Origin of the sequence: Rhodococcus sp. 06-221-2, from assembly GCF_002258365.1 — a bacterium.
GTDB classification, from domain to species: Bacteria; Actinomycetota; Actinomycetes; order Mycobacteriales; family Mycobacteriaceae; genus Rhodococcoides; species Rhodococcoides fascians.
The window spans coordinates 92,238-109,670 of record NZ_NOYJ01000003.1 but is presented as its reverse complement, the minus strand read 5'-3'; the positions used below and the strand labels follow the sequence as shown (position 1 = coordinate 109,670).

General features: G+C 61.8%; 19 protein-coding genes. 1 reads left to right on the top strand and 18 read right to left on the bottom strand.

From position 1 onward, the window contains the following. From CH281_RS00715 to CH281_RS00700, 4 genes are all read right to left on the bottom strand, one after another. Entirely contained in the window at positions 1-1,185 is a 1,185-nt protein-coding gene (locus CH281_RS00715) for an NAD(P)/FAD-dependent oxidoreductase (RefSeq protein WP_015586168.1), read from the bottom strand. Between the two features lie 346 nt (positions 1,186-1,531). Continuing rightward, positions 1,532-2,194, bottom strand: a complete 663-nt coding sequence (locus CH281_RS00710; RefSeq protein WP_202902192.1) for an FMN-binding negative transcriptional regulator — start codon at positions 2,192-2,194, stop codon at positions 1,532-1,534. Next, positions 2,191-3,465 carry a lysine N(6)-hydroxylase/L-ornithine N(5)-oxygenase family protein gene (locus CH281_RS00705; RefSeq protein ID WP_015586166.1) on the bottom strand — a complete coding sequence of 425 codons (1,275 nt, stop codon included), beginning with the start codon at positions 3,463-3,465 and terminating at the stop codon, positions 2,191-2,193. Before CH281_RS00705 ends, CH281_RS00710 begins: the two co-directional genes overlap by 4 nt. Positions 3,466-3,469: 4 nt before the next feature. Then, on the bottom strand, positions 3,470-3,781 hold the full coding sequence (locus tag CH281_RS00700; RefSeq protein WP_015586165.1) for an MbtH family protein: 312 nt from the start codon (positions 3,779-3,781) through the stop codon (positions 3,470-3,472). A 203-nt stretch (positions 3,782-3,984) separates the two neighbouring features. Here CH281_RS00700 and CH281_RS00695 point away from each other — a divergent pair, with 203 nt between their 5' ends. Then, positions 3,985-4,938, top strand: a complete 954-nt coding sequence (locus CH281_RS00695) for a UbiA family prenyltransferase (RefSeq protein ID WP_080730065.1) — start codon at positions 3,985-3,987, stop codon at positions 4,936-4,938. A gap of 12 nt (positions 4,939-4,950) precedes the next feature. Here CH281_RS00695 and CH281_RS27180 read toward each other — a convergent pair whose 3' ends face one another. The 14 genes from CH281_RS27180 to CH281_RS00625 all read right to left on the bottom strand — a co-directional run bounded on the left by CH281_RS27180 (position 4,951) and on the right by CH281_RS00625 (position 17,427). Next, positions 4,951-5,211 carry a helix-turn-helix domain-containing protein gene (locus CH281_RS27180; RefSeq protein WP_080730074.1) on the bottom strand — a complete coding sequence of 87 codons (261 nt, stop codon included), beginning with the start codon at positions 5,209-5,211 and terminating at the stop codon, positions 4,951-4,953. A gap of 611 nt (positions 5,212-5,822) precedes the next feature. Beyond that, positions 5,823-6,389 (bottom strand): peptide deformylase, encoded by a 567-nt coding sequence (gene def / locus CH281_RS00685; protein ID WP_015586162.1) that lies wholly within the window; start codon positions 6,387-6,389, stop codon positions 5,823-5,825. A gap of 145 nt (positions 6,390-6,534) precedes the next feature. Beyond that, complete coding sequence (locus CH281_RS26695) at positions 6,535-6,702, bottom strand: hypothetical protein (protein ID WP_155289036.1); 168 nt, start codon at positions 6,700-6,702, stop codon at positions 6,535-6,537. Positions 6,703-6,727: 25 nt separating this feature from the next. Next, on the bottom strand, positions 6,728-7,618 hold the full coding sequence (locus CH281_RS00680) for a hypothetical protein (RefSeq protein ID WP_015586160.1): 891 nt from the start codon (positions 7,616-7,618) through the stop codon (positions 6,728-6,730). Between the two features lie 168 nt (positions 7,619-7,786). Further along, complete coding sequence (locus CH281_RS00675; RefSeq protein WP_015586159.1) at positions 7,787-8,095, bottom strand: hypothetical protein; 309 nt, start codon at positions 8,093-8,095, stop codon at positions 7,787-7,789. A gap of 36 nt (positions 8,096-8,131) precedes the next feature. Further along, positions 8,132-8,563 (bottom strand): hypothetical protein, encoded by a 432-nt coding sequence (locus tag CH281_RS00670; RefSeq protein WP_015586158.1) that lies wholly within the window; start codon positions 8,561-8,563, stop codon positions 8,132-8,134. 78 nt (positions 8,564-8,641) lie between these two features. Beyond that, complete coding sequence (locus CH281_RS00665; RefSeq protein ID WP_015586157.1) at positions 8,642-9,391, bottom strand: hypothetical protein; 750 nt, start codon at positions 9,389-9,391, stop codon at positions 8,642-8,644. Between the two features lie 76 nt (positions 9,392-9,467). Continuing rightward, positions 9,468-10,247, bottom strand: a complete 780-nt coding sequence (locus CH281_RS00660; protein WP_015586156.1) for a hypothetical protein — start codon at positions 10,245-10,247, stop codon at positions 9,468-9,470. Continuing rightward, positions 10,237-10,917: a hypothetical protein gene (locus CH281_RS00655; RefSeq protein WP_052049379.1), complete on the bottom strand. Its 681-nt coding sequence runs from the start codon at positions 10,915-10,917 to the stop codon at positions 10,237-10,239. The genes CH281_RS00660 and CH281_RS00655 overlap by 11 nt, the downstream gene beginning before the upstream one ends. 727 nt (positions 10,918-11,644) lie before the next feature. After that, positions 11,645-11,977 (bottom strand): hypothetical protein, encoded by a 333-nt coding sequence (locus tag CH281_RS00645; RefSeq protein WP_015586153.1) that lies wholly within the window; start codon positions 11,975-11,977, stop codon positions 11,645-11,647. 40 nt (positions 11,978-12,017) lie between these two features. After that, complete coding sequence (locus CH281_RS00640; protein WP_052049378.1) at positions 12,018-14,267, bottom strand: FtsK/SpoIIIE domain-containing protein; 2,250 nt, start codon at positions 14,265-14,267, stop codon at positions 12,018-12,020. Beyond that, positions 14,267-14,542 (bottom strand): hypothetical protein, encoded by a 276-nt coding sequence (locus CH281_RS26515; RefSeq protein WP_141214633.1) that lies wholly within the window; start codon positions 14,540-14,542, stop codon positions 14,267-14,269. Before CH281_RS26515 ends, CH281_RS00640 begins: the two co-directional genes overlap by 1 nt. Before the next feature lie 819 nt (positions 14,543-15,361). Further along, positions 15,362-15,961 (bottom strand): hypothetical protein, encoded by a 600-nt coding sequence (locus tag CH281_RS27175; RefSeq protein WP_015586149.1) that lies wholly within the window; start codon positions 15,959-15,961, stop codon positions 15,362-15,364. Further along, complete coding sequence (locus CH281_RS00625) at positions 15,961-17,427, bottom strand: peptidoglycan DD-metalloendopeptidase family protein (RefSeq protein ID WP_072692242.1); 1,467 nt, start codon at positions 17,425-17,427, stop codon at positions 15,961-15,963. Before CH281_RS00625 ends, CH281_RS27175 begins: the two co-directional genes overlap by 1 nt. Between the last annotated feature and the right edge of the window lie 6 nt (positions 17,428-17,433).

Below are 17,433 nucleotides of genomic sequence, written 5' to 3'. Positions count from 1 at the left end.
CTACAACAAGTCGACGAGCTCGGCCGACATAAATTCGCGCATCCCGATGGCCCCCGAAACCAAACCGAAGTACCGAGATGTAAGTTCGGGCGAATTGGCAATGGCATGCAGCATGCGCAACCGGGACTTCGTCGGTTGAAGCTTCGCCAGGGCGAGAGTACTCATGTACGGCTCCTCTAGAACAGCTCCTGTCGACAGTGCAAAGTGCACCATCGCCTCATCTACTGCGACCGAGTTCCCGACATCCACCCCGGAAATAGAATCGGTGAGCAGGTCGGCTTGAATCAGCGCATTGGTGATGCCGCGGGCGCTGATCGAGTCAAGGTGGTGAGCCGCATCCCCCGTCAATGCCCAGCCCGGACCGTGCGATTTACGGAAATAGTTGCGTTGGTCCCCCGTACCCCACCACCGATCCACTCGGTCGAGTGCCATAATTTGTTCGTATAAATCCGGCGCTGTCGATTCGATCGCGGACAAGTACGCCCTCTGCGGGTCCCGCCGAACGACCGAGAATTCGCTCTGCGGCAGGTAAGCTGCCACAATTGTCAGGTCGTCATGTGTTGGAATACGGGCTATCCAGCGGCCGACTCGCTCATGGAATCCGAATCCTGTTCGCAAGCCTTGCCAGAAGGTGTAGTACACGCAGCTTGCTATGGGTGCCGATCGGAGGATCGGTGCCTGAACAAGTTCCGCGACCTTTGATCGCATACCGTCGGCCCCAATAACCAATCGAGCAGACACCGATGTGGTCGAATTTCCACTCCGGAGGCGAACTCCGGCGACGCGTTCGTCGTGCCAAATCAATTCTAGGACCGACGTCCGATCCGAGAACTCCGCGCCCGCTGACACGGCAGCTCGAATGAGTAGATCGTCGAGTATGTACCGCCGTGGTGCGTAAGCGGCATTAACACCGTCCTTCGCCGGGGTAGCAGCGATCAGACTCAGTCCATCCACATCGTGACTAATAGTGCCCAAAGGCGGACAACCGGAGGCCACAACATCATCGAGCATCCCCCACTGTGCGAGTCTCACGACCCCAGGGTGCTGGATATACAACGTGGACATGGTGTCCGCCGGAAAGGAGGCCCTATCGACCAGCAGAACACTTCGCCCCTGTCTGGCTAACAGCAGTGCCACCGAAGCGCCGGCACATCGCGCCCCAACAACAACAACGTCGTAATCCATTACCAACCTTCTGGCTTTCTCTGGCGATGACACCGACTTGGTCACGTTCGCCGGTCGGCTCTTTTGCCGGATTTTGGTCCGGAAGCAATCCCCCGGAATCCCAACTTCATTCCGAAGGTAGAACGATTGACCTGCTCGACGAGTCGGAATGGCGGCGGACAAGGTGCGTGAGAGCAGTAGCACAATTTATAAACTCCGCTTGCATCCGTAAACCGATGAACAGACCAGGCCGAAATGGCTGAGCCGGTGCGAAATTGAAGGTTTACAAATGGCGGGCACGGAATGCTCTTTTGGCGCAAAAGGCTCCCGGGCCGTGGGTTCCGTCGGTGCGTCCGACATGTCCCCATCAGAAGTTGTTGTAGTCACCATGGCTGTACTCCCGCATGAACGAAGCTAGTTCTTTGCCTCGCCCGGCGTGGTTCGCGCTGAAGTGGTCCGCCACCCGTCGCCTGGTCTCGAGGTTCTGCTCCTGGCTGAGCTTGAACATGCCATCCGCCGATTCCACCTCAAAACTGAATGCACCCACAGCCGGACCGATCCTTCGGTAGTGGTCCAGCGAACTGTCCATCTCCCACCCGCTGCCGAATTTCTGCTCGTACGTACTGACTGTCAATTGAACGACCTTGAGCGTCTCCTCGAAATCGGCAACAGGTTGCAGCTTTCCTCGGAGATGTACCGAGACGTAGTTCCAGGTCGGTGCTACAGAATCGCGTTGGTAGACACTTGGGGTGACATACCCATGAGGCCCGGTGAAAATAAGTTGGGCATCCGCACCGTCGACGAGCGAGTCCCAGTGGGGATTGGCCCGGTTCATGTGCCCAAACAGTGTCGATCCTTCTAAGTCCTCGCTCTCTGAAGGGGCGCAGGGAGCACAGATGACTGGCAAATGGGTGGCGTACGGGGCCTTGGGGCCGTTTGAGATCAGAGCCGCAAAAGGGTACTGCGCAACCACGCGGCGCAGCCATGTCCGATCACTTGCCTTGTAGATCCGGGGGACGTACATGGTCATCTCCTGAGAATGGATTGGGCGATTTCACCGGATCTGACTGCAGTGTTGGACAGGAGACCAGCAGAAAGTCCATGGCTGTGTTCGGTACTGGCACCGTGCACATAGATACCGGCGCGCACCGCATCCGACGTCGTCACTCGGTAGTCGCGTCCCACGCTGAGCCGTCCCTGCTCGTCGTGCTTACATTCGCGCATCAGGCCCTGGAGTAGCGGTGCCGGGTCACTTGGCCGGTAGCCGGTGGCGTAGACGATCACGTCTGCTTCGATGGTATGGGTCAGACCGGTGGCCGAGGATGTGACCTCGACCCGTACGCCGTCTGTGTCCTCGTCGACGGATGTGACGCGCGAGGTGTTGATCATCCGTAACCGCTGTTTGCCCAGGACCTTCTCCTGGTAGCTCTTGAGATACAGCGACTGTGAAATATCGAGATCGACCACTGAGTAATTGGTGTTGGCGTGGTATTCGAGGAGCCTCTGCTTCTCGTCGGTCGGAGCGGAGAAGAACCGGTCAACTCCCTCCGGATCGAAAATTCCATTCGCATACGGGCTGTCATCGGCGACGCTGTAGCCGTAGCGGGACAGGACGGTGTGCACATTGGCGCGAGGGAAAGTCCGATGAAGGTAGTCAGCAACTTCGGCGGCACTTTGGCCAGAGCCCACGACGACAAAATTTTGAGGGACGTATGTAACTGCGGCTGCTCTGCCCAGCAGTTGGGAGCTGTGCCAGATCCGCTCAGATCTGTTGACACCATCGGGAAGTCGAGGCGTCAAACCCATTCCGATCACGATGTTCCGCGCCCGCTGAACAACGTCATCTGGGCCGACTACATCGACGTACTCCACCACGCCATTCTCGACTACTGGTCGGATGTCTTTGATCTCGGACCCGTACGAGACGTTTGACTGAAATTGGCTAGCTGCCCACTCCAGGTAGTCATGAAACTCCACCCGCAGTGGGTAGAGAGTTTTGCTGTTGATGAACTCAGCAATTCTCTCTTTCTCTCGGAGGTAGGACACAAACGTATACCGACTCATCGGATTGCGCATGGTGGCAAGGTCTTTGAGAAAAGAGACCTGCATGGTCGCATCCTCCATGAGCATCCCACGGTGCCAGCCGAAACGAGGCTGGAGCTCGTAGAACTTCATGCTGAACTTTGCCGGCACCGGTCCGGGCTGGATGGACTCTTGAAGAGCTATCGCGAGAGCGAGGTTGGAGGGTCCAAAACCGACCCCAACAACGTCCGCGACGGACGAGCCTGACTGTGCTCCCATCGAGCTACGACCTAATTTCGTTGTGGTAGGCATCGGCTGGGATGCCCTCAACCGAATTGGTCGTTCCCGGCCGCATAGTTGGTCCGACATTAGTTGTCTGGCTGCGGTTTTCGGCCTGAGCAATGGCGAGTGACTTGGGGCGCAAATCGGTCCAGTGGGTGTCGACGTACTCCAGACAAGCAGTCCGCTTGGCCTCGCCGAACACTCTTGACCAACCGGCCGGGACGTCGATAAAGACCGGCCAGAGAGAGTGCTGCCCCTCCTCGTTGGTGAGAACGAAATAGCTGCCGTCTTCATCGTCGAACGGATTGCTCATGGTCCTCGCTTACTCGGAGAGTTGCAGTACGCCTGCTGTGCATTTCGGTACCAGTCGAGTCTGCCTAGCAGCGAATACGTTGGTCCCCTTTGTGGCACGAAGGGAGTAGGTAATACCTCAGAAAACTACAACTTTGGATGTAGTTTTAGCGAAGACAAGTCCGGGCAGAAACCTTCGTGCACTGCGACAGCTAGGCTCCGGCTGTGTCAGATGGGTGGTCGTATCGGTGTGAGTCGGTCAAGCACGGCACACAGGTAGGTCGTCCTGGGGGCGCGTCGAGTCCCGCAAGAAATGCATGGTTGTGCTTCGTGGAGGCCAGACCGCAGGTCCAAGGTGTCTATCTGCTTCGATTCGCGGTTGGAATTGCCGGCGTATCAGCGACTGCAGGGCCTGTCGGTGTCGGACAATTAGCGGCCGGCGCGTTGACCTGGTGGGCCGTCGTGATATCGACGTACTTGTTCAATGGTGTGACTGACGTCCTTGAGGATGTGGCAAACGCGTCGCAGCGACCGATTGCGCGGGGGGAACTGGCAGTCCGTACAGCCCGGTGGGTCAGCGTGGCTACGGCGATCACAGCCCTGCTGATGGCTGCAGTTGCGGGGCGCGAGATGTGGTGCTGGACCTTCGCCTTCCTGACGCTTGGGTGGGTGTACTCGGCACCGCCACTGGCTGCCAAGCGTTGGAGTTTGTCTTCTTCTGTAGTGATATTCGGCCTCGGCTGGGCAAGTTATGCTGCCGGAGCGGCCGCCGGCGGCGGAGGATTTGGGCGTACGGAACAAGTCTTCTGCGCATCGATGGCAACATGGATGGCGTTGGTGGGAGCGGTCGTGAAGGACCTATCCGATGCCCACGGGGACGCCATTGGTGGGAGGCGCACTCTGGCAGCGCAACGTGGACTCAGCTCTGCACGGCGGCTGGCCATATTCGGAACGACTGTCGTTGGAGTATGCGCACCGATCGCCTCACTGCTATGGGCACCGCTCGCACTGTTCGGAACATTGCCGTTGACTGCTGGAGCTCTCTGGGTGATGGCGCTATGCGCGCGGGCGAACGACTATGACCTGAAGGCACGGCGCTGCGGGTACCGCGCTTTCATGGCCACCCAGTACGCAGCAAACCTCGCGATGCTCGGCACCCTCCTGGTGCGCGCGGTATGAAATTGCGGGCCGCTAGATGCGGCTGCCGAATAGCCTGTGCAACGCGTCCATACGGGACGACGCCCCAAGTTTCAGATAGGCGTTGGACAGATGCCGCTTGACTGTGAGCTCTGAAATATTCAGAGTGCGAGCGATCTGCCGGTTGGTCATCGCGAACGCCACAGCCTCCAAGACTTCAAGCTCCCGGTTGGTCAAAGATGCGTCTGACGCGGCCTCAAGCACTCGAAGTTGCCTGTCCCTCAAATGGCCTCGGGTCTCCTCGTAGCTGAGCATGCCCGTGTGAAGGCGGCCACCGGCAGCAAGGCGAAAAGCGGCGTTGATGCGTCTCCAGACCCCAGGTCGGTGTGTCAAGGGTGCCTCTTTGGCGGCCAGCTCTATTGCAGGCTCAAGGGATGACCACAGAATCTCCACAGCTCGCACGGACTCCGAAGCCGGTATTGCCTGTAGGGCTCGATGCGAGCCGAGCAACCGGGTGTACTCGTCTGGAATCGCCGACCGAGTAGTCGAAGACGTGGGAAGGCCTAATGCATCTACGCACTCGTTGAGGATTGCCAGTGCTTGGCGGCGGCACTGTGACCACACCCCCGGATTGATCCCGAGGGGACTATTCTCGCGTAGCAAAGTGGTTCTGTACGCCGTCACTACCTCTGGAATCGCGGCCCGTAGCGACGCCGCAGCCATTGCGTAAGGCATATGTTCCCCGAACTCCTGTTCCCTAGCCCAGGATACAAGACCATATGGTCCGTTGCCGTGCAATAGCGAGCCATGGATGCGTTGAGGGTTCGACCTACTGTTTCGTGTAGATGAATGTCAGGCTTCGTGAAGGTCTTGACGTCACCGGGTGGGTAGGCGGAGCAGAGCGGTCACTGCTTCCGGAGCAGAATCTATCGTGTTGGCCAATCGTTGCTGTACTGCTCAGAGACCGTCTCGTGGTCACGATAGAGCTGTTTACGTTTGCGCTTCGAGAGGCGGTCGCCGAAAACGATACCGTTGATGTGATCGGTTTCGTGTTGGAAACAACGCCCGAGCGTGCCGCCTGCGTTGAGTTCGATCTGGTTACCGTACTGGTCCTGTCCTCGACAGATAGAGAACTCTGGCCGTGCGAGGTCGGTGTATGCGCCGGGGAGGGACAAGCATCCTTCACCGAAATCGATGAGGTGTCGATCGTTTCCTTCGGCGAGTTCGACTACCGGATTGCAGACGACACCAGTTCGCCGTGTCCCGGTCTCGTCACTGCAATCGTAGATGAACACCGCAAGGTCGATGCCTACCTGCTGAGCGGCGAGGCCGGCACCGTCCGCAGCAGTATTGGTCGCGAACATATCGGCAAGCAGACTTTGCAGATCAGGACCGAAGTCGGTCACCGGTCGAGCCGATGTGTGCAGGACAGGGTCGCCCCATCGGACGATTGGTCGAGCATTGCCGAGGCGCAGAAGTTCAGAGACAGGCATGACTCGTATGCTCCACCCTGGCTACGTTAGAAGCAACCGATGAGGTTTGTTTTGGGCGCGTATCACGTTTTGTGGCCGTCATCATGGTGCGGAGTGGCTCGACGAGAGCATCCGATCGCGCAGGGCCCATGACAAGTGACCGTCTCTATTCCGATTCTTCGCCGGTGTCGATGGCTCCGTCGATGGGTCCGGTCTGGGGGTCTTCGGCTTGGACGGCGCGAAAGTCGGCGCGCGGCATGATGTCTGGATGAAATTGCCATGGTGCGCGGCGTTCTCGTCGGTGTGGTGGCGGTGAGGCCTTTTCGGTGGGCATGTCTGTTTGTTCCTTTCGCTGATGGTCAGTCCGTGTCGATGTCTTCGAGTTGCACGACGAGCCTTTCCCTGACCCTCTGACCTGGTCGCTCGTAGGGGACGAAGTGCGAGTTGACGACTCGGTAGCGGGTGCCCCGTGGGAGGAGGTGGCTCGTGTCGTCGCCCTTGTCCGATGCTCCGAGGTACAGCCCTCGTGTTGTTTGGATCTCGAATACGGCGTCCGTCGGATGGCTGTGTGCGTCGAGTTCGTGGATCGAGTGGCGGGCGCCGGTGAAGCGGTCGAAAGCTATGACCGAGCCGGGTGAGAGGGTCTCGGGTAGCTCGGATGGATGGATGACGGCGTGGGGCAAGCTCACAACGGTGTAGACCAGGTGTCCACGTCCGGACTCACGCTCGTATCGCTGGATTGCGCGGTCGACTCTCTGGATGTGGCGGCGCTGGTCGTCGTCGAGCCGAACTGCATCACCGTTGACATCGGACAATGCGTCGTTGGTGCGTTTCCAATTTTCTGGATCTCCGATCAGTGTGCTCATCGCACGGTGCTGGGCTCGGGGAACGCTCTGCTCGACAGTCCTTTTGGTGGCTGATCGCGCATTGCGCTGGCGGGCGCTGAGGCTTCGACGGAGTTCGATCGCGGCCGGCAGCGAACGTCTTTTTCGTTCGTTCGTGATCGGCGCGGCGGTGTTGCGGGGGAAGGCGCGTTCGAGGTCGCGGCGCGCGCGTGTCAGACCGGGCAGTCCTTCGATGTCGGTATCGAGGCCGCGGGCATGCTCGCGATTCGCGGCTCGGTCGGCGAAGGATGCGTGCGGGAGCACCACCCCTTGCTTCTTCTCCAGCTCTCCGCTGGATCCTCGATCGGGGTCGAACGCGCCCCCGTCTGGGGTGACGCGGTTACGACTACGGCGCGCGGAGGACATCGGACCTCACCCGGAGGGGGTCTTGCGGTCCCGGATACAGAGTCGGTACTGCGGCCCCGCGGGGGGCGGCGGTACCGACTCGACCTGCAGCGCCGCCGAAGTATTCGACAGCGCTGCAGCAAGTGCACGCTCGGCGGACGCCTCCACCGAGCAGTGCGACAGCTTGGGTCATCGTCCCGGCCGGCCGGGCAGGTCGGTTCCGGTTCCTATCGTCCATGCGACATCGACGACGTCGGACAGGGTCCGGCTCAGGTGGCCACAACTCGTGCATACGCCGGGCAGCTTCTGTGAAATCAGATCGAAGAAGTGCTCGTCGCACGCGAGGTGGGCCATGAGCTGTCCGCCGGCGCAGCAATCTTTCATGGCCACCGCCCACCATGCGCCCCGCGGTCCCGCTCCCCCGTCCCTGGGTTCCAGCGCGCAGACGTCGCAGGCCAGCTCGATATGGGTGATCGCGTCGGTTCGGTCGGTGCTCATCGCACAGCCCCCTCTGGTTGTCGACGGGATGTCATGTCAGCTCGCCATGGCGTCGTGCTCGCCGTGCTCGTTGTGGTGATCACTCCGGTGTTCCTCCGACGCCGGTGCGGCATGGTTCTGCTGCCCACTGTCGTGCCCGTGGGGTTCGCCGCCGGTGGCGGCGGTTTCTGCCGGCGGGGTCTGCGTGGGTTCTTTCTTGCTGGTGGCCGGTTTTGCGACTCCCTTCAGTGATGGCCGGACGTAGCCGCCCTTCTTCAGTTGGGCGGTGGTGAAGCCTGCAGCTTTGGCGGCGTCGTAGGCCACGATGAATTCGGCGGTCGAGTCGACATGTTCGGCCTGCGCTTTGGCGACTGCTTCGGCCTTCTGCCGGCTGTTCTCGGCTGCTTCGACAAGGTTGCGCATTGCGGTGAACTGCGGGCCGAGGATCTCGCGGGTGGTTGCATCGGCCTGGTCGGCGGTCTTGGGCATGAGATTCCTTCTTTCATGTTGTGTGCGAGGGACTTTCATTTCCTCTTGGGGAGGAGATTTGTGTGGCCGATCGTGTGGTCAGTTCGCCGGTTCGGTCTCGCCCGCAGTTGTCACCGCGGTGTTGCCGAGACCGCAGAGTTGCGTGGCCGCGACAGCATCACCGCGGGTGATGGGCAAGGCGTATGTCTGCGCCACACGAAGATATTTCGCCGCAAATGCACATGCGAGGTCGTCGTTGCTCGGATGCCACTGAGAAAGCCCACGTTGGGCTCGATGTTCAACTGCCTGCGCGCTGGCGACGATGATGTTGGTCTGTACGTCGCTGACAAAGCGTTGCTGCTGTTCGGGTGCCCATGCAGCAGCACCCAACGCCCACGCCGCGTCCAGCGGGTAGACGTAATCGCTTGCTGCAGCATCTTTCTCAGATGCTGCATCGAATTCGACGGTGACACCGGTGTATGGATCATTCAACACGCCCTGTGCCACAACGCAATTGTCCGTTCCGGCAGCGAATGTGACGGCCTCGAGCTCCGCTGCCAATGCGATGTTCCTGGTGTCGCATCCGTGATCGCTGCCTGGCGGCCGCACGAGAAGTTCCGCCAAGCGCTGACCGTCGGGCCACCTGGCCGTGCTGTCGATATCGTCGACGACGGGCAGGGCGTCGAGAAGGCTCGCAACGGTGATGACGTCGTGGAAGACCTGGGGTGGTGGTGGCGCAGTGTCGGCCTCGTGGTGATCCGTCGTGATCACCACGGCAGCCGCGGCCGCCACAGCGACCATCACGGCTGCGGCAATGGCTGTCCATGCGGTCTGATGTGTCTTCGCCATGATGGCAATCACCTCTTCGGGAGCTGTCGAGTTCGGGGAGGGAAGAAAAAGCAGGACGCAACTGCGCGCAGGCGGATCAGGATGCGACGAGAGTGAGCGCGGTGCCGAGTGCGAGGTACGGGCCCAGCGCGATATGCGACCGTGCAGGCTCGGATCTGATCGCTCGAAGGACCCGCACGACTATCACTCCGACGAAAGCCGTCAGGATCGAGAACACCAGCGCCGCACCGAGGGATGTCCAGCCGACGTAGCCTAGGACCATCGCGAGCGAGACCACCAGTCGCGCATCGCCGATACCGATTCCGCCGCGCAGAAGCACTGCAAGCGCGAAGAACAATATGCCGGCGGCCAGGCCGGCCAGAAGGGCGCGACCGACCGCGCCCCAGGTGCCGTGAACGACACCGGTGAGCAAGATCATTGCTGCAGTTCCGCTGGCGGCCAGATACGCAAGAGCAGTCGGAATCCGTTGCACGCGTTGGTCGATCCACGCAATCCAGGGCACTACCAGAGCCAAGAACAGCATTGCCGCCGGCGGCGCACTCGTCGGAGTACTGACGAAAGCGGAGATGACGCCCCACACGACACCGGAGACGATGACGGGAATTTTCGTCCCCAGCGCCGCCTCGTCGACGGAGATCTCGACCCGTGCACACACCGCGATGACGGTGGTCCGCAGCGCGGCCGACAGAGCTACCCCGACGATCACTGCTATCGCGACAATCGAGACGCGGCCGACAGTCGCAGCAGTTGATGCCTGAGTGCTGGCCCAGGATGCCGACGACGCCTCGATCAAGGCCCATAGGACGCCTGCCGCCAGAGCGACCACGACACTTCTGACGTAGTCGCTACGCAACATCGGCTTCTCGTTCACCATCGGAGCGAGCGGCGTGCACGGCCATCCGGGCACGGTAGCGGACCTTCTTTTTCACCGCTGAGTCGAGATCGATTCCGAGTACGTCGGCCAGGTGCTCGGTTGACCACCGCCGACGGAGCGAAATTCCTACGATCTCGGCTTGCTCTGCAAGAGTGAGCGGCAGTCTCCATTCGCCGCACAGGCGACGGTAGACGGCCGCCTCGTCCACGCCGCGGATGCCTCGGGGCGAATGTGGACGTGCTCGGGGGTCGTCGATTTCGTCATCGTCCCAAGCAAGAGGCGTCGCCCATCCCTGCTCACGGGCTGCATTCCGGACCTGCTCGTCGGGGCCGGGTGTCATGGAGATCTGGTCGTAGACGTCGTTGATGACGGACCAGAGTTCACTGGGGACAACTTGATCCGATGGCAACGTCGAAAGCTTGGGCACCGACAGCCCGGTCAGTTCGGACAGCGCTTGCACCGAGTAGCCCATCGCGACGAGGGCCCGGATCCGTCGCTGAGCTCCGACACCTAAGGTCATCGCCCGTCCCCGGGTGGGGTGGAAGGTGACGTCGAGAATAGCTTTCGAGATGCTTGCGGTGGTCTCGAAGCATTTGTGGTTGGCGACTGTCTCCACATCACTGAGGCTGAGCTTCGTGAGATCGAGGATCATTTGGTCGGGCATACCGCCGAGCCGCAACGACAGCAGGTGGCGGCGGGCGGGTCCGGAGGGTACCGACGAGGCACTCCCGCGGCGGGATGTTCTGTTAGATCCCGCCGCGGGAGTGGAGCGACGTCGCGCACGCGCAGCGTCACTGCCGTCGCTCGTCGGGCCGAAGGAACCACCCCTCGACGTCGTCGAGCGACTCCATGAACCGGTATTCCGGTCAGGATTCATTGTATTGCTATCGGGCACTGCATCACACAGTGCGGGGGAAAGATTGTTTTGCGTACGCGAAACCACGTCGACGTCAGTCATGGTGCATCCCTTTTCAGTTGATGCGGTTGGTCAGACCGCACATCAGATGTTGGGGACACTACCTCGCGGGAGTGCATCGCGTCCAGACCGTCGGGTCGTTTTTCTTCGGTGATGAGAGTTCCTCGGTCGTACAGTCCGCCTGCCGCGACGCCGGTATAGCTATCTGCCTCGGCTCTTGTGCGGCATGCGACGAAGGCCGCGAGCGGGCAGGTCTCGCACGATTCGAGGAGATGCGCTGCAGCGACGGTTGCTTTCCGGCGCCGTTCGAGACGTGGGATCCGTGACTGCAGCAGCTCTGCGACCGCCGTTTCGCGGGCGGCCCAGTTGCTGTCTCGGACACACTGACCGAGCGGCATCGTGAACGATTCTCTGCTCGCGATCGCGCGTAGTTCTGCGCGGCGACCACTGGTGGCTTTCGTTCTCATCCCCGGTCTCCTCGGTGCAGTCGAGCCTGTCGGGCTGAGTAGGCCGAGCGGCCGGCGCTGATCGCGACGGCACCGAGGGCGACGACGACGGCGAGAGCGATGATCAGTCGTCGACCGTCGAGCCCGGCACCGTCCGATGCTGGGATCTGCACCATCGGGGATGCCTCGCTGGCGATCAGAATGGAGTGCTCGACCAGCCAGGCGATTGCCGTCGACCACCACAGGCCTGCGGATCCGAGAGCCATGGTGGCTGCGAGTGGGGCGATCCAGATCAGCGCCATCTGATCGTCGTCGGAGAGGGCTTTGCTGTTGTTGCCGTGTTGGGACATGTGGTTGTTCCTCTTCTGATCGTGTGTGTCGCAGAGTGATTCAGGTGGCGAGGGCAAGGGGGCGACGAACTTGAACAGTCGCGTCGAGAGGAATGTCGAGCACCCCCTCGTCGTCGCCGTCGCCACGCCAGGTCAGCCCGACCATGTCGTCACCCGACTCGTCTCCGTAGATGTCGGGTTCGTTGTCGACGACGACCCAGATCCCGGCGTCCTCGTCGAGGAGAACTAGGTCGCCGGCAACGAGGTCGACCGGAGCAGTGTCTTCGGATTCGCCGTAGCCCTCCCAGTCGTCGACGTCGGTACCGGCGTCGGGGACCACCTGCAGGTGCGGGCGGTCCTTGTGCATCGGAGAGCCCGGGACGCCGGACACGGCTTTTTCTTTCGGCGTCTGCGCGTCGGGCTTGGGCTGGCGAACGGTGGGGGTGTCGAGATTGAGCATTGCCATCGGCGACGATGCGCGACGAGCTGAATCACTGTCCGCGCGCGTCTTTCGCCTGGCGACGGGATCGAGATTGGGATGGTCCGACGCGCGCGCCCAGGGCGCGCCGGAGACGTGATGGAAACGGATCTCTTCGTCGCCGTCCACGGTGCCGCCGGGATCCGGGTCGAGGATCACCAACCGCTCGTGCCGCACTTCGAGAGGACGCAGGCGGTCCAGCACCGCTGCGTCGTCGGCCCCGGGCTCAGTCTTGCGGGGGTCGGGAGTGAAGTAGGTCTGAATTTCGACCGCTTGGTTGTGGTCGTTGACACTGGTCGCCCGCCCACGACATCCGCGCGGGATACCGACTCCAGTGGTTGCCGATTCCCACATCATCAACGCGCCCTGCGGACTCAGACGGCCCATCGATACGCGCTGGCGAAAGTTGTCTCGCATGTCGCCGCCGAAGTACTCGGCATCGGGTCGCTGCGTTCCCAGCACCATGTGGCACTTCGCTGTGCGGCCTTTTCGTCCGATCGACGCCACTTCCTGGAGGGTCTTCGGCTTGGTGGGATCACCCTTACCTTTGATGCTCGAGTACCAGTTGAGCAGGTTGCCTCGGAAGTCGGCGTACTCGTCGATGAACAGAACGACGGGCTCAAAGTCGGCCTCGGTAGCTTCTCCGTTGACGATCAGCGAGTACCGGGTTTCCATGAGATTCCAGAACCGATAGATGACCGCGACCTGGTGCTCCATGTGGCTGGCGACGATCTGTACATTCGGCCAGTCCTGGAAGCCCAAGAACTCGACCCCTTTTCCGTCGACGACCCATACCGGCCAACCGTGCGCGGTGAGCTGTGTCAGCAGGGTGTGTGCGGTGACGGTCTTTCCGGTTCCGGATGCACCGACGAGCATGAAGTGTGGGTCGATCGCCGGCCGCCACACCATGGGGTTGCCGTCCTCGTCCTCGCCGTACGAAATCGCGACCGAGTCGTAGTCGGAGTGCGCGAGGTCGCCGAGATCGGTCGTGGATTCCGCGTCGCCGAGGCCGGCCGGGTTGTAGAGCTTCTTCGGAAAGGTCGGGCGCACCTCGAAACGCACCCAGTCCGTTTCGAGGTTCCAGCGAGCACGCCACCGACCGGGCAGATTGACGCTCACTACTCGTTGTACTCGGGCCCGATAGCCCTCGGACTCGAGTCGATGTCCGACCTCATGGGTGGCTTCGACAGCTACAAGATCCCCGGTGCTCGGGTCCGTCTCGTGTCTGGTGATCTTTCCGGTCGGCCCTAGCAGCGCGAGAATCGTGCGCGTGGCTTTGACGAGTTCGGGCGAGACATGCGTCTCGGAGACGGACCGTGTGTCCGGGACGAGAACGAGACGGCGTTTGCGTGTGTTGTGCTTCTGGATCCGGTACCGGCCCCAGCTCTGCTGGGAGAGCAATTCGACGACGCGGGGCTCCCACTGTTCGTCGAGAAGGAGCGCGGCCGACTGGTAGCGGACGGTGATTCTGCCCGGACGGCCGGGCCACTGGCCGCTCCACCGAGTCGCCGTCAGGACATCACGGGTCGGCGGTGACGCGGTCAGCCGGCAGAGCTGCTCGATCGCACGATCGGTCTCTTCGGCTCGGATCGTGGCGCGATAGCCGTTGTAGCTGACGGCCGCGCCCGCGCCGACGCCGAGTGCTGCTCCACCCCATGCGATCGCTGTGTCGAGGTTCAGGATCGGGCCCAGTGCTGCCGACACGACTCCACCGGCAACGTAGAGCACACAGTTGCGGATCCACGGATTGTTCTGGGGGTCGAGCGAGGGTGCATCACGTAGCGACCGGTATCCGTCGAGGGGTGCCTGAGTCGGGTTGGGTAGCGCGCACATCATGCATCCCGGGTGATCGTGATCAGGATCCCGTCACCGGAAGTTGGGCGCATCGTTGCGGTCAAGGCCACGCTGCGTCGGCCGACTTCGTTGTTGAGATGGGTCGGGTTGTAGTCGAGGGTGAAACGGCACGCGGCGTGAGGCTGGCAGTGCGCAGCGCGGAGAGCCGCATCGACAAGTCTGATCAATCGTTCGTCTTCGGTGTCGACGAGCAGGTTGCTCGAATTCCACTCGACGACGAGCGACCAGACCTCGTCGGTGGTTGCGAGGGTCACGATCCGGTTGGTGGGATCGTCGAGCCTGAGGGTCTCGATCCGAGCGAAGTTCGGCAGCGCTCCTCGATCGATGACAGGACTCAGGGGGCCGGCCGTAGATCGACTGCTCCTCGAACGTGCCCTCGCTACGTGTAGTCGTGTCGGTGCGCTCATGGGGACTCCCTGTCTCGTCGTGCCTTCTCGAGAACAGGTAGATCCAGGTGCGTCGACTTCTGTGACAGCCGCGGTGAATCTTTTTCCGACAACCTTTCATCTCGCGCTGCAGCGCATGCGTTCATGGCCCCATCAGTGGCGCACCGATCGGTCACCAGTGCTCTATCGGTGAGGGTGCGATTGGGGACGGGCAAGTCGCGTTCCGTGTTGCGACTGACCGTCGCGGGAACAGCTATGTGCGCTCGACACCCCTTGACATGGGGGGTACGCTGCAAACGGCGATGCGAAGCGAGTAAGGCTTGCAGCGACCTTCCCACATCCGGGGCATATAACCACCAATTCGCGGCAGCATCGGCGCCTCATCAACTGCTCATCGGATGCGGTTCGATTCCTCTCTTACGCACCCTCGGGCAACGTCCATCCGCCAACCCCAGCGTCGGCGTGACTGCCACGAGATTCGGTATACGCAAGCCACCCCGACCGGCCTGGGGTGGGGCTCCTCCTCGCGGATCCGCGAGCTAAGGGCCGACGGAAGCCGGTTGTCACGTAGCGCGACAGGGCTATGAACGGCGGCACCGATCACGGGAAATAGTGCGTTCCATGTTGCCTGTACAGGGCGATCGGTTCAGTGGCCGGCGACCCTCTCCGGGTCATGTGCGGCGAGGGTCAGAAATCGAGAGTGTCCACACTCCACCCGGCTGCGGTCGGCACTGCCGATACCCACACGGTCGTGGTGGAGTCGACGGGGACCGTGGCATCCGAGGTGACGGCCGATTGCGTTATCTCCGCGACTCGATAGATGCGCTCGGCGGTATCTGCCGGGCATCCGGAGCAGCCGATCGAGACGGTTGCGGTGATTTCGGCGTCTTCTTTCTTCCACTGTTCCCACTGGGCACCGGGGCCTCGCTCGGTCGTTGCAGGGGTGGAGAGTTTTGCAGCGAGGTTGTCGGTGAACCATCGGCGGGCGCGTAGAAACGCGTCGGTCGAGCTCGTGTCGGTGCTGGGGTACCAGGTGAAGGCGGTCGTCAGTGCTTGACGGATTGCGGTCTCCGCGTCTGTGGCGGCGCTGCTGATCGGAGCGGGTACAGCGGTTGTCTCGGTTGGCTGTGTGTTGATTTCGGGTAGCGACGGCGCGGTTGGCGCGCTCGTTGTCTCCGGTGCCGATTCCGGCTCATCGGTGGCGGGTGAGCTGCAGGACCAGGCGATGGTCACCACGGCTACAACGACGAGGAGGACGGCTATAAGACGTCGGCCGGCAAGGGACATCAGATCCTCCGGGCTTTCATTCCAGCCATGAGTGGAGCTTGTTTGACGACGTCTCCGGTGGTGGGGGCGTGGATCATCTGACCGCCGCCGATGTAGATACCGACGTGCCCAGGGCCGTTCGCCTCGAATGATCCGAAGACGAGATCACCGGGCATCGCTTGATCGATCGGGATCTCCGAACCCACTCCCCATTGGGCCTCGGATGTGCGGGGCAGGGTGATGTGCTTGCCCGCGAAGTAGGCGAAACTGGTCAGTCCTGAGCAGTCGAATCCTCCTCGGGAGGGGCCGTTGATATCTCCGCCGCCCCAGACGTAGGGGGTTCCGAGGTACTGGCGTGCAGCCTCGACGACATTGTCTCCGTCAGCTCCGGTCGGCACGAACCGGCCTGTGGAACCTTCGGATGTGTACTGCGCTTGGCCGGCCAGAATCTTCGCCACATAGGGCTGTGTTTGTGTGGTGTAGTCACCGCCGGATGGCATTCCACCGGCTGCGAGCACCGCGGCGGGGCCCGCGTTGTAGGCGGCAATCGTCAGTGCAGTTGGGTCGCCCTTCACTTTTCTCGCGGCGATGGCTGCGGTGATATCTCCGTTGATGGCGCACATGAAGTGGGCTTGTGAGATCACTGCATCTCCGATGGAGTTCGGGTCGGCTCGCCCGTCTCCGTCGTAATCCTTGCCCCACGTTGCCCAGGTTCCCGGCATGAATTGTGCGGGCCCCAACGCTCCGGTGCTCGATACCGGAGCGGACGGGCCGTAGCGGAAACCGTTCTCGGCGGAGAGTTGGGATGCGATCAGGGGAGCACCCACGCCTGGGCACACGGCTCCTGCTTTGCGGATCCACGGCTCGAACTCCGGCGGCACGGATCCGGTTCGGAGATCTCCGCCGGCCGTGCCGAAGCCACAATCGACAGCGGTACCGGCGCCGGTCGGTGAATCAGCGCCGGACGATTGGGGGCTTCCCGCCTGACCGAGTTTGCTCATCGGGTCGATAGCGGTTCCGCCCTGTAAACGGCCGCCTTCCCAGTACTCGAAGTGCAGATGTGGTCCGGTGGAGCCGCCGGCGTTGCCGATGTCGGCGATGTGGTCGCCGACCTTGACCTGTTGTCCCTCCTTGACGAGGACGCCGTTGGGATACATGTGCCCGTACACGGTGGAGACCGGTTTTCCGTCGACGATCGAGTCGAGGACGATCCACATTCCGAAGCCTTGAGCGGGTCCGGCTTTGACCACAGTGCCGTCGAGGGCTGCGTAGATCGGGGTGCCGATCGGGCCCGCGAAGTCGACGCCTTGGTGCATCGTGCCCCACCGCTGCCCGAAGGGGGACGTCATCGTGGTCGTGCCATCGCGGGTCGGCTTGCCGATGGGACCGGACGGGGTCAACGGCGATGCATCATCACCACCGGTACCGGACGAGACCGTGGGGGCACAACCGCTGGAACCTGACGATGTGACGAGTACGACGACCATCAATGG

What these genes read in the sequence shown, in the direction of transcription:
- CH281_RS00715 (WP_015586168.1), bottom strand. Translation starts at nt 1,185, where the DNA reads ATGGATTACGACGTTGTTGTTGTTGGGGCGCGATGTGCCGGCGCTTCG.
- CH281_RS00710 (WP_202902192.1), bottom strand. Translation starts at nt 2,194, where the DNA reads ATGACCATGTACGTCCCCCGGATCTACAAGGCAAGTGATCGGACATGG.
- CH281_RS00705 (WP_015586166.1), bottom strand. Translation starts at nt 3,465, where the DNA reads ATGGGAGCACAGTCAGGCTCGTCCGTCGCGGACGTTGTTGGGGTCGGT.
- CH281_RS00700 (WP_015586165.1), bottom strand. Translation starts at nt 3,781, where the DNA reads ATGAGCAATCCGTTCGACGATGAAGACGGCAGCTATTTCGTTCTCACC.
- CH281_RS27180 (WP_080730074.1), bottom strand. Translation starts at nt 5,211, where the DNA reads ATGCTCAGCTACGAGGAGACCCGAGGCCATTTGAGGGACAGGCAACTT.
- def (WP_015586162.1), bottom strand. Translation starts at nt 6,389, where the DNA reads ATGCCTGTCTCTGAACTTCTGCGCCTCGGCAATGCTCGACCAATCGTC.
- CH281_RS26695 (WP_155289036.1), bottom strand. Translation starts at nt 6,702, where the DNA reads ATGCCCACCGAAAAGGCCTCACCGCCACCACACCGACGAGAACGCCGC.
- CH281_RS00680 (WP_015586160.1), bottom strand. Translation starts at nt 7,618, where the DNA reads ATGTCCTCCGCGCGCCGTAGTCGTAACCGCGTCACCCCAGACGGGGGC.
- CH281_RS00675 (WP_015586159.1), bottom strand. Translation starts at nt 8,095, where the DNA reads ATGAGCACCGACCGAACCGACGCGATCACCCATATCGAGCTGGCCTGC.
- CH281_RS00670 (WP_015586158.1), bottom strand. Translation starts at nt 8,563, where the DNA reads ATGCCCAAGACCGCCGACCAGGCCGATGCAACCACCCGCGAGATCCTC.
- CH281_RS00665 (WP_015586157.1), bottom strand. Translation starts at nt 9,391, where the DNA reads ATGGCGAAGACACATCAGACCGCATGGACAGCCATTGCCGCAGCCGTG.
- CH281_RS00660 (WP_015586156.1), bottom strand. Translation starts at nt 10,247, where the DNA reads ATGTTGCGTAGCGACTACGTCAGAAGTGTCGTGGTCGCTCTGGCGGCA.
- CH281_RS00655 (WP_052049379.1), bottom strand. Translation starts at nt 10,917, where the DNA reads ATGATCCTCGATCTCACGAAGCTCAGCCTCAGTGATGTGGAGACAGTC.
- CH281_RS00645 (WP_015586153.1), bottom strand. Translation starts at nt 11,977, where the DNA reads ATGTCCCAACACGGCAACAACAGCAAAGCCCTCTCCGACGACGATCAG.
- CH281_RS00640 (WP_052049378.1), bottom strand. Translation starts at nt 14,267, where the DNA reads ATGTGCGCGCTACCCAACCCGACTCAGGCACCCCTCGACGGATACCGG.
- CH281_RS27175 (WP_015586149.1), bottom strand. Translation starts at nt 15,961, where the DNA reads ATGTCCCTTGCCGGCCGACGTCTTATAGCCGTCCTCCTCGTCGTTGTA.
- CH281_RS00625 (WP_072692242.1), bottom strand. Translation starts at nt 17,427, where the DNA reads ATGGTCGTCGTACTCGTCACATCGTCAGGTTCCAGCGGTTGTGCCCCC.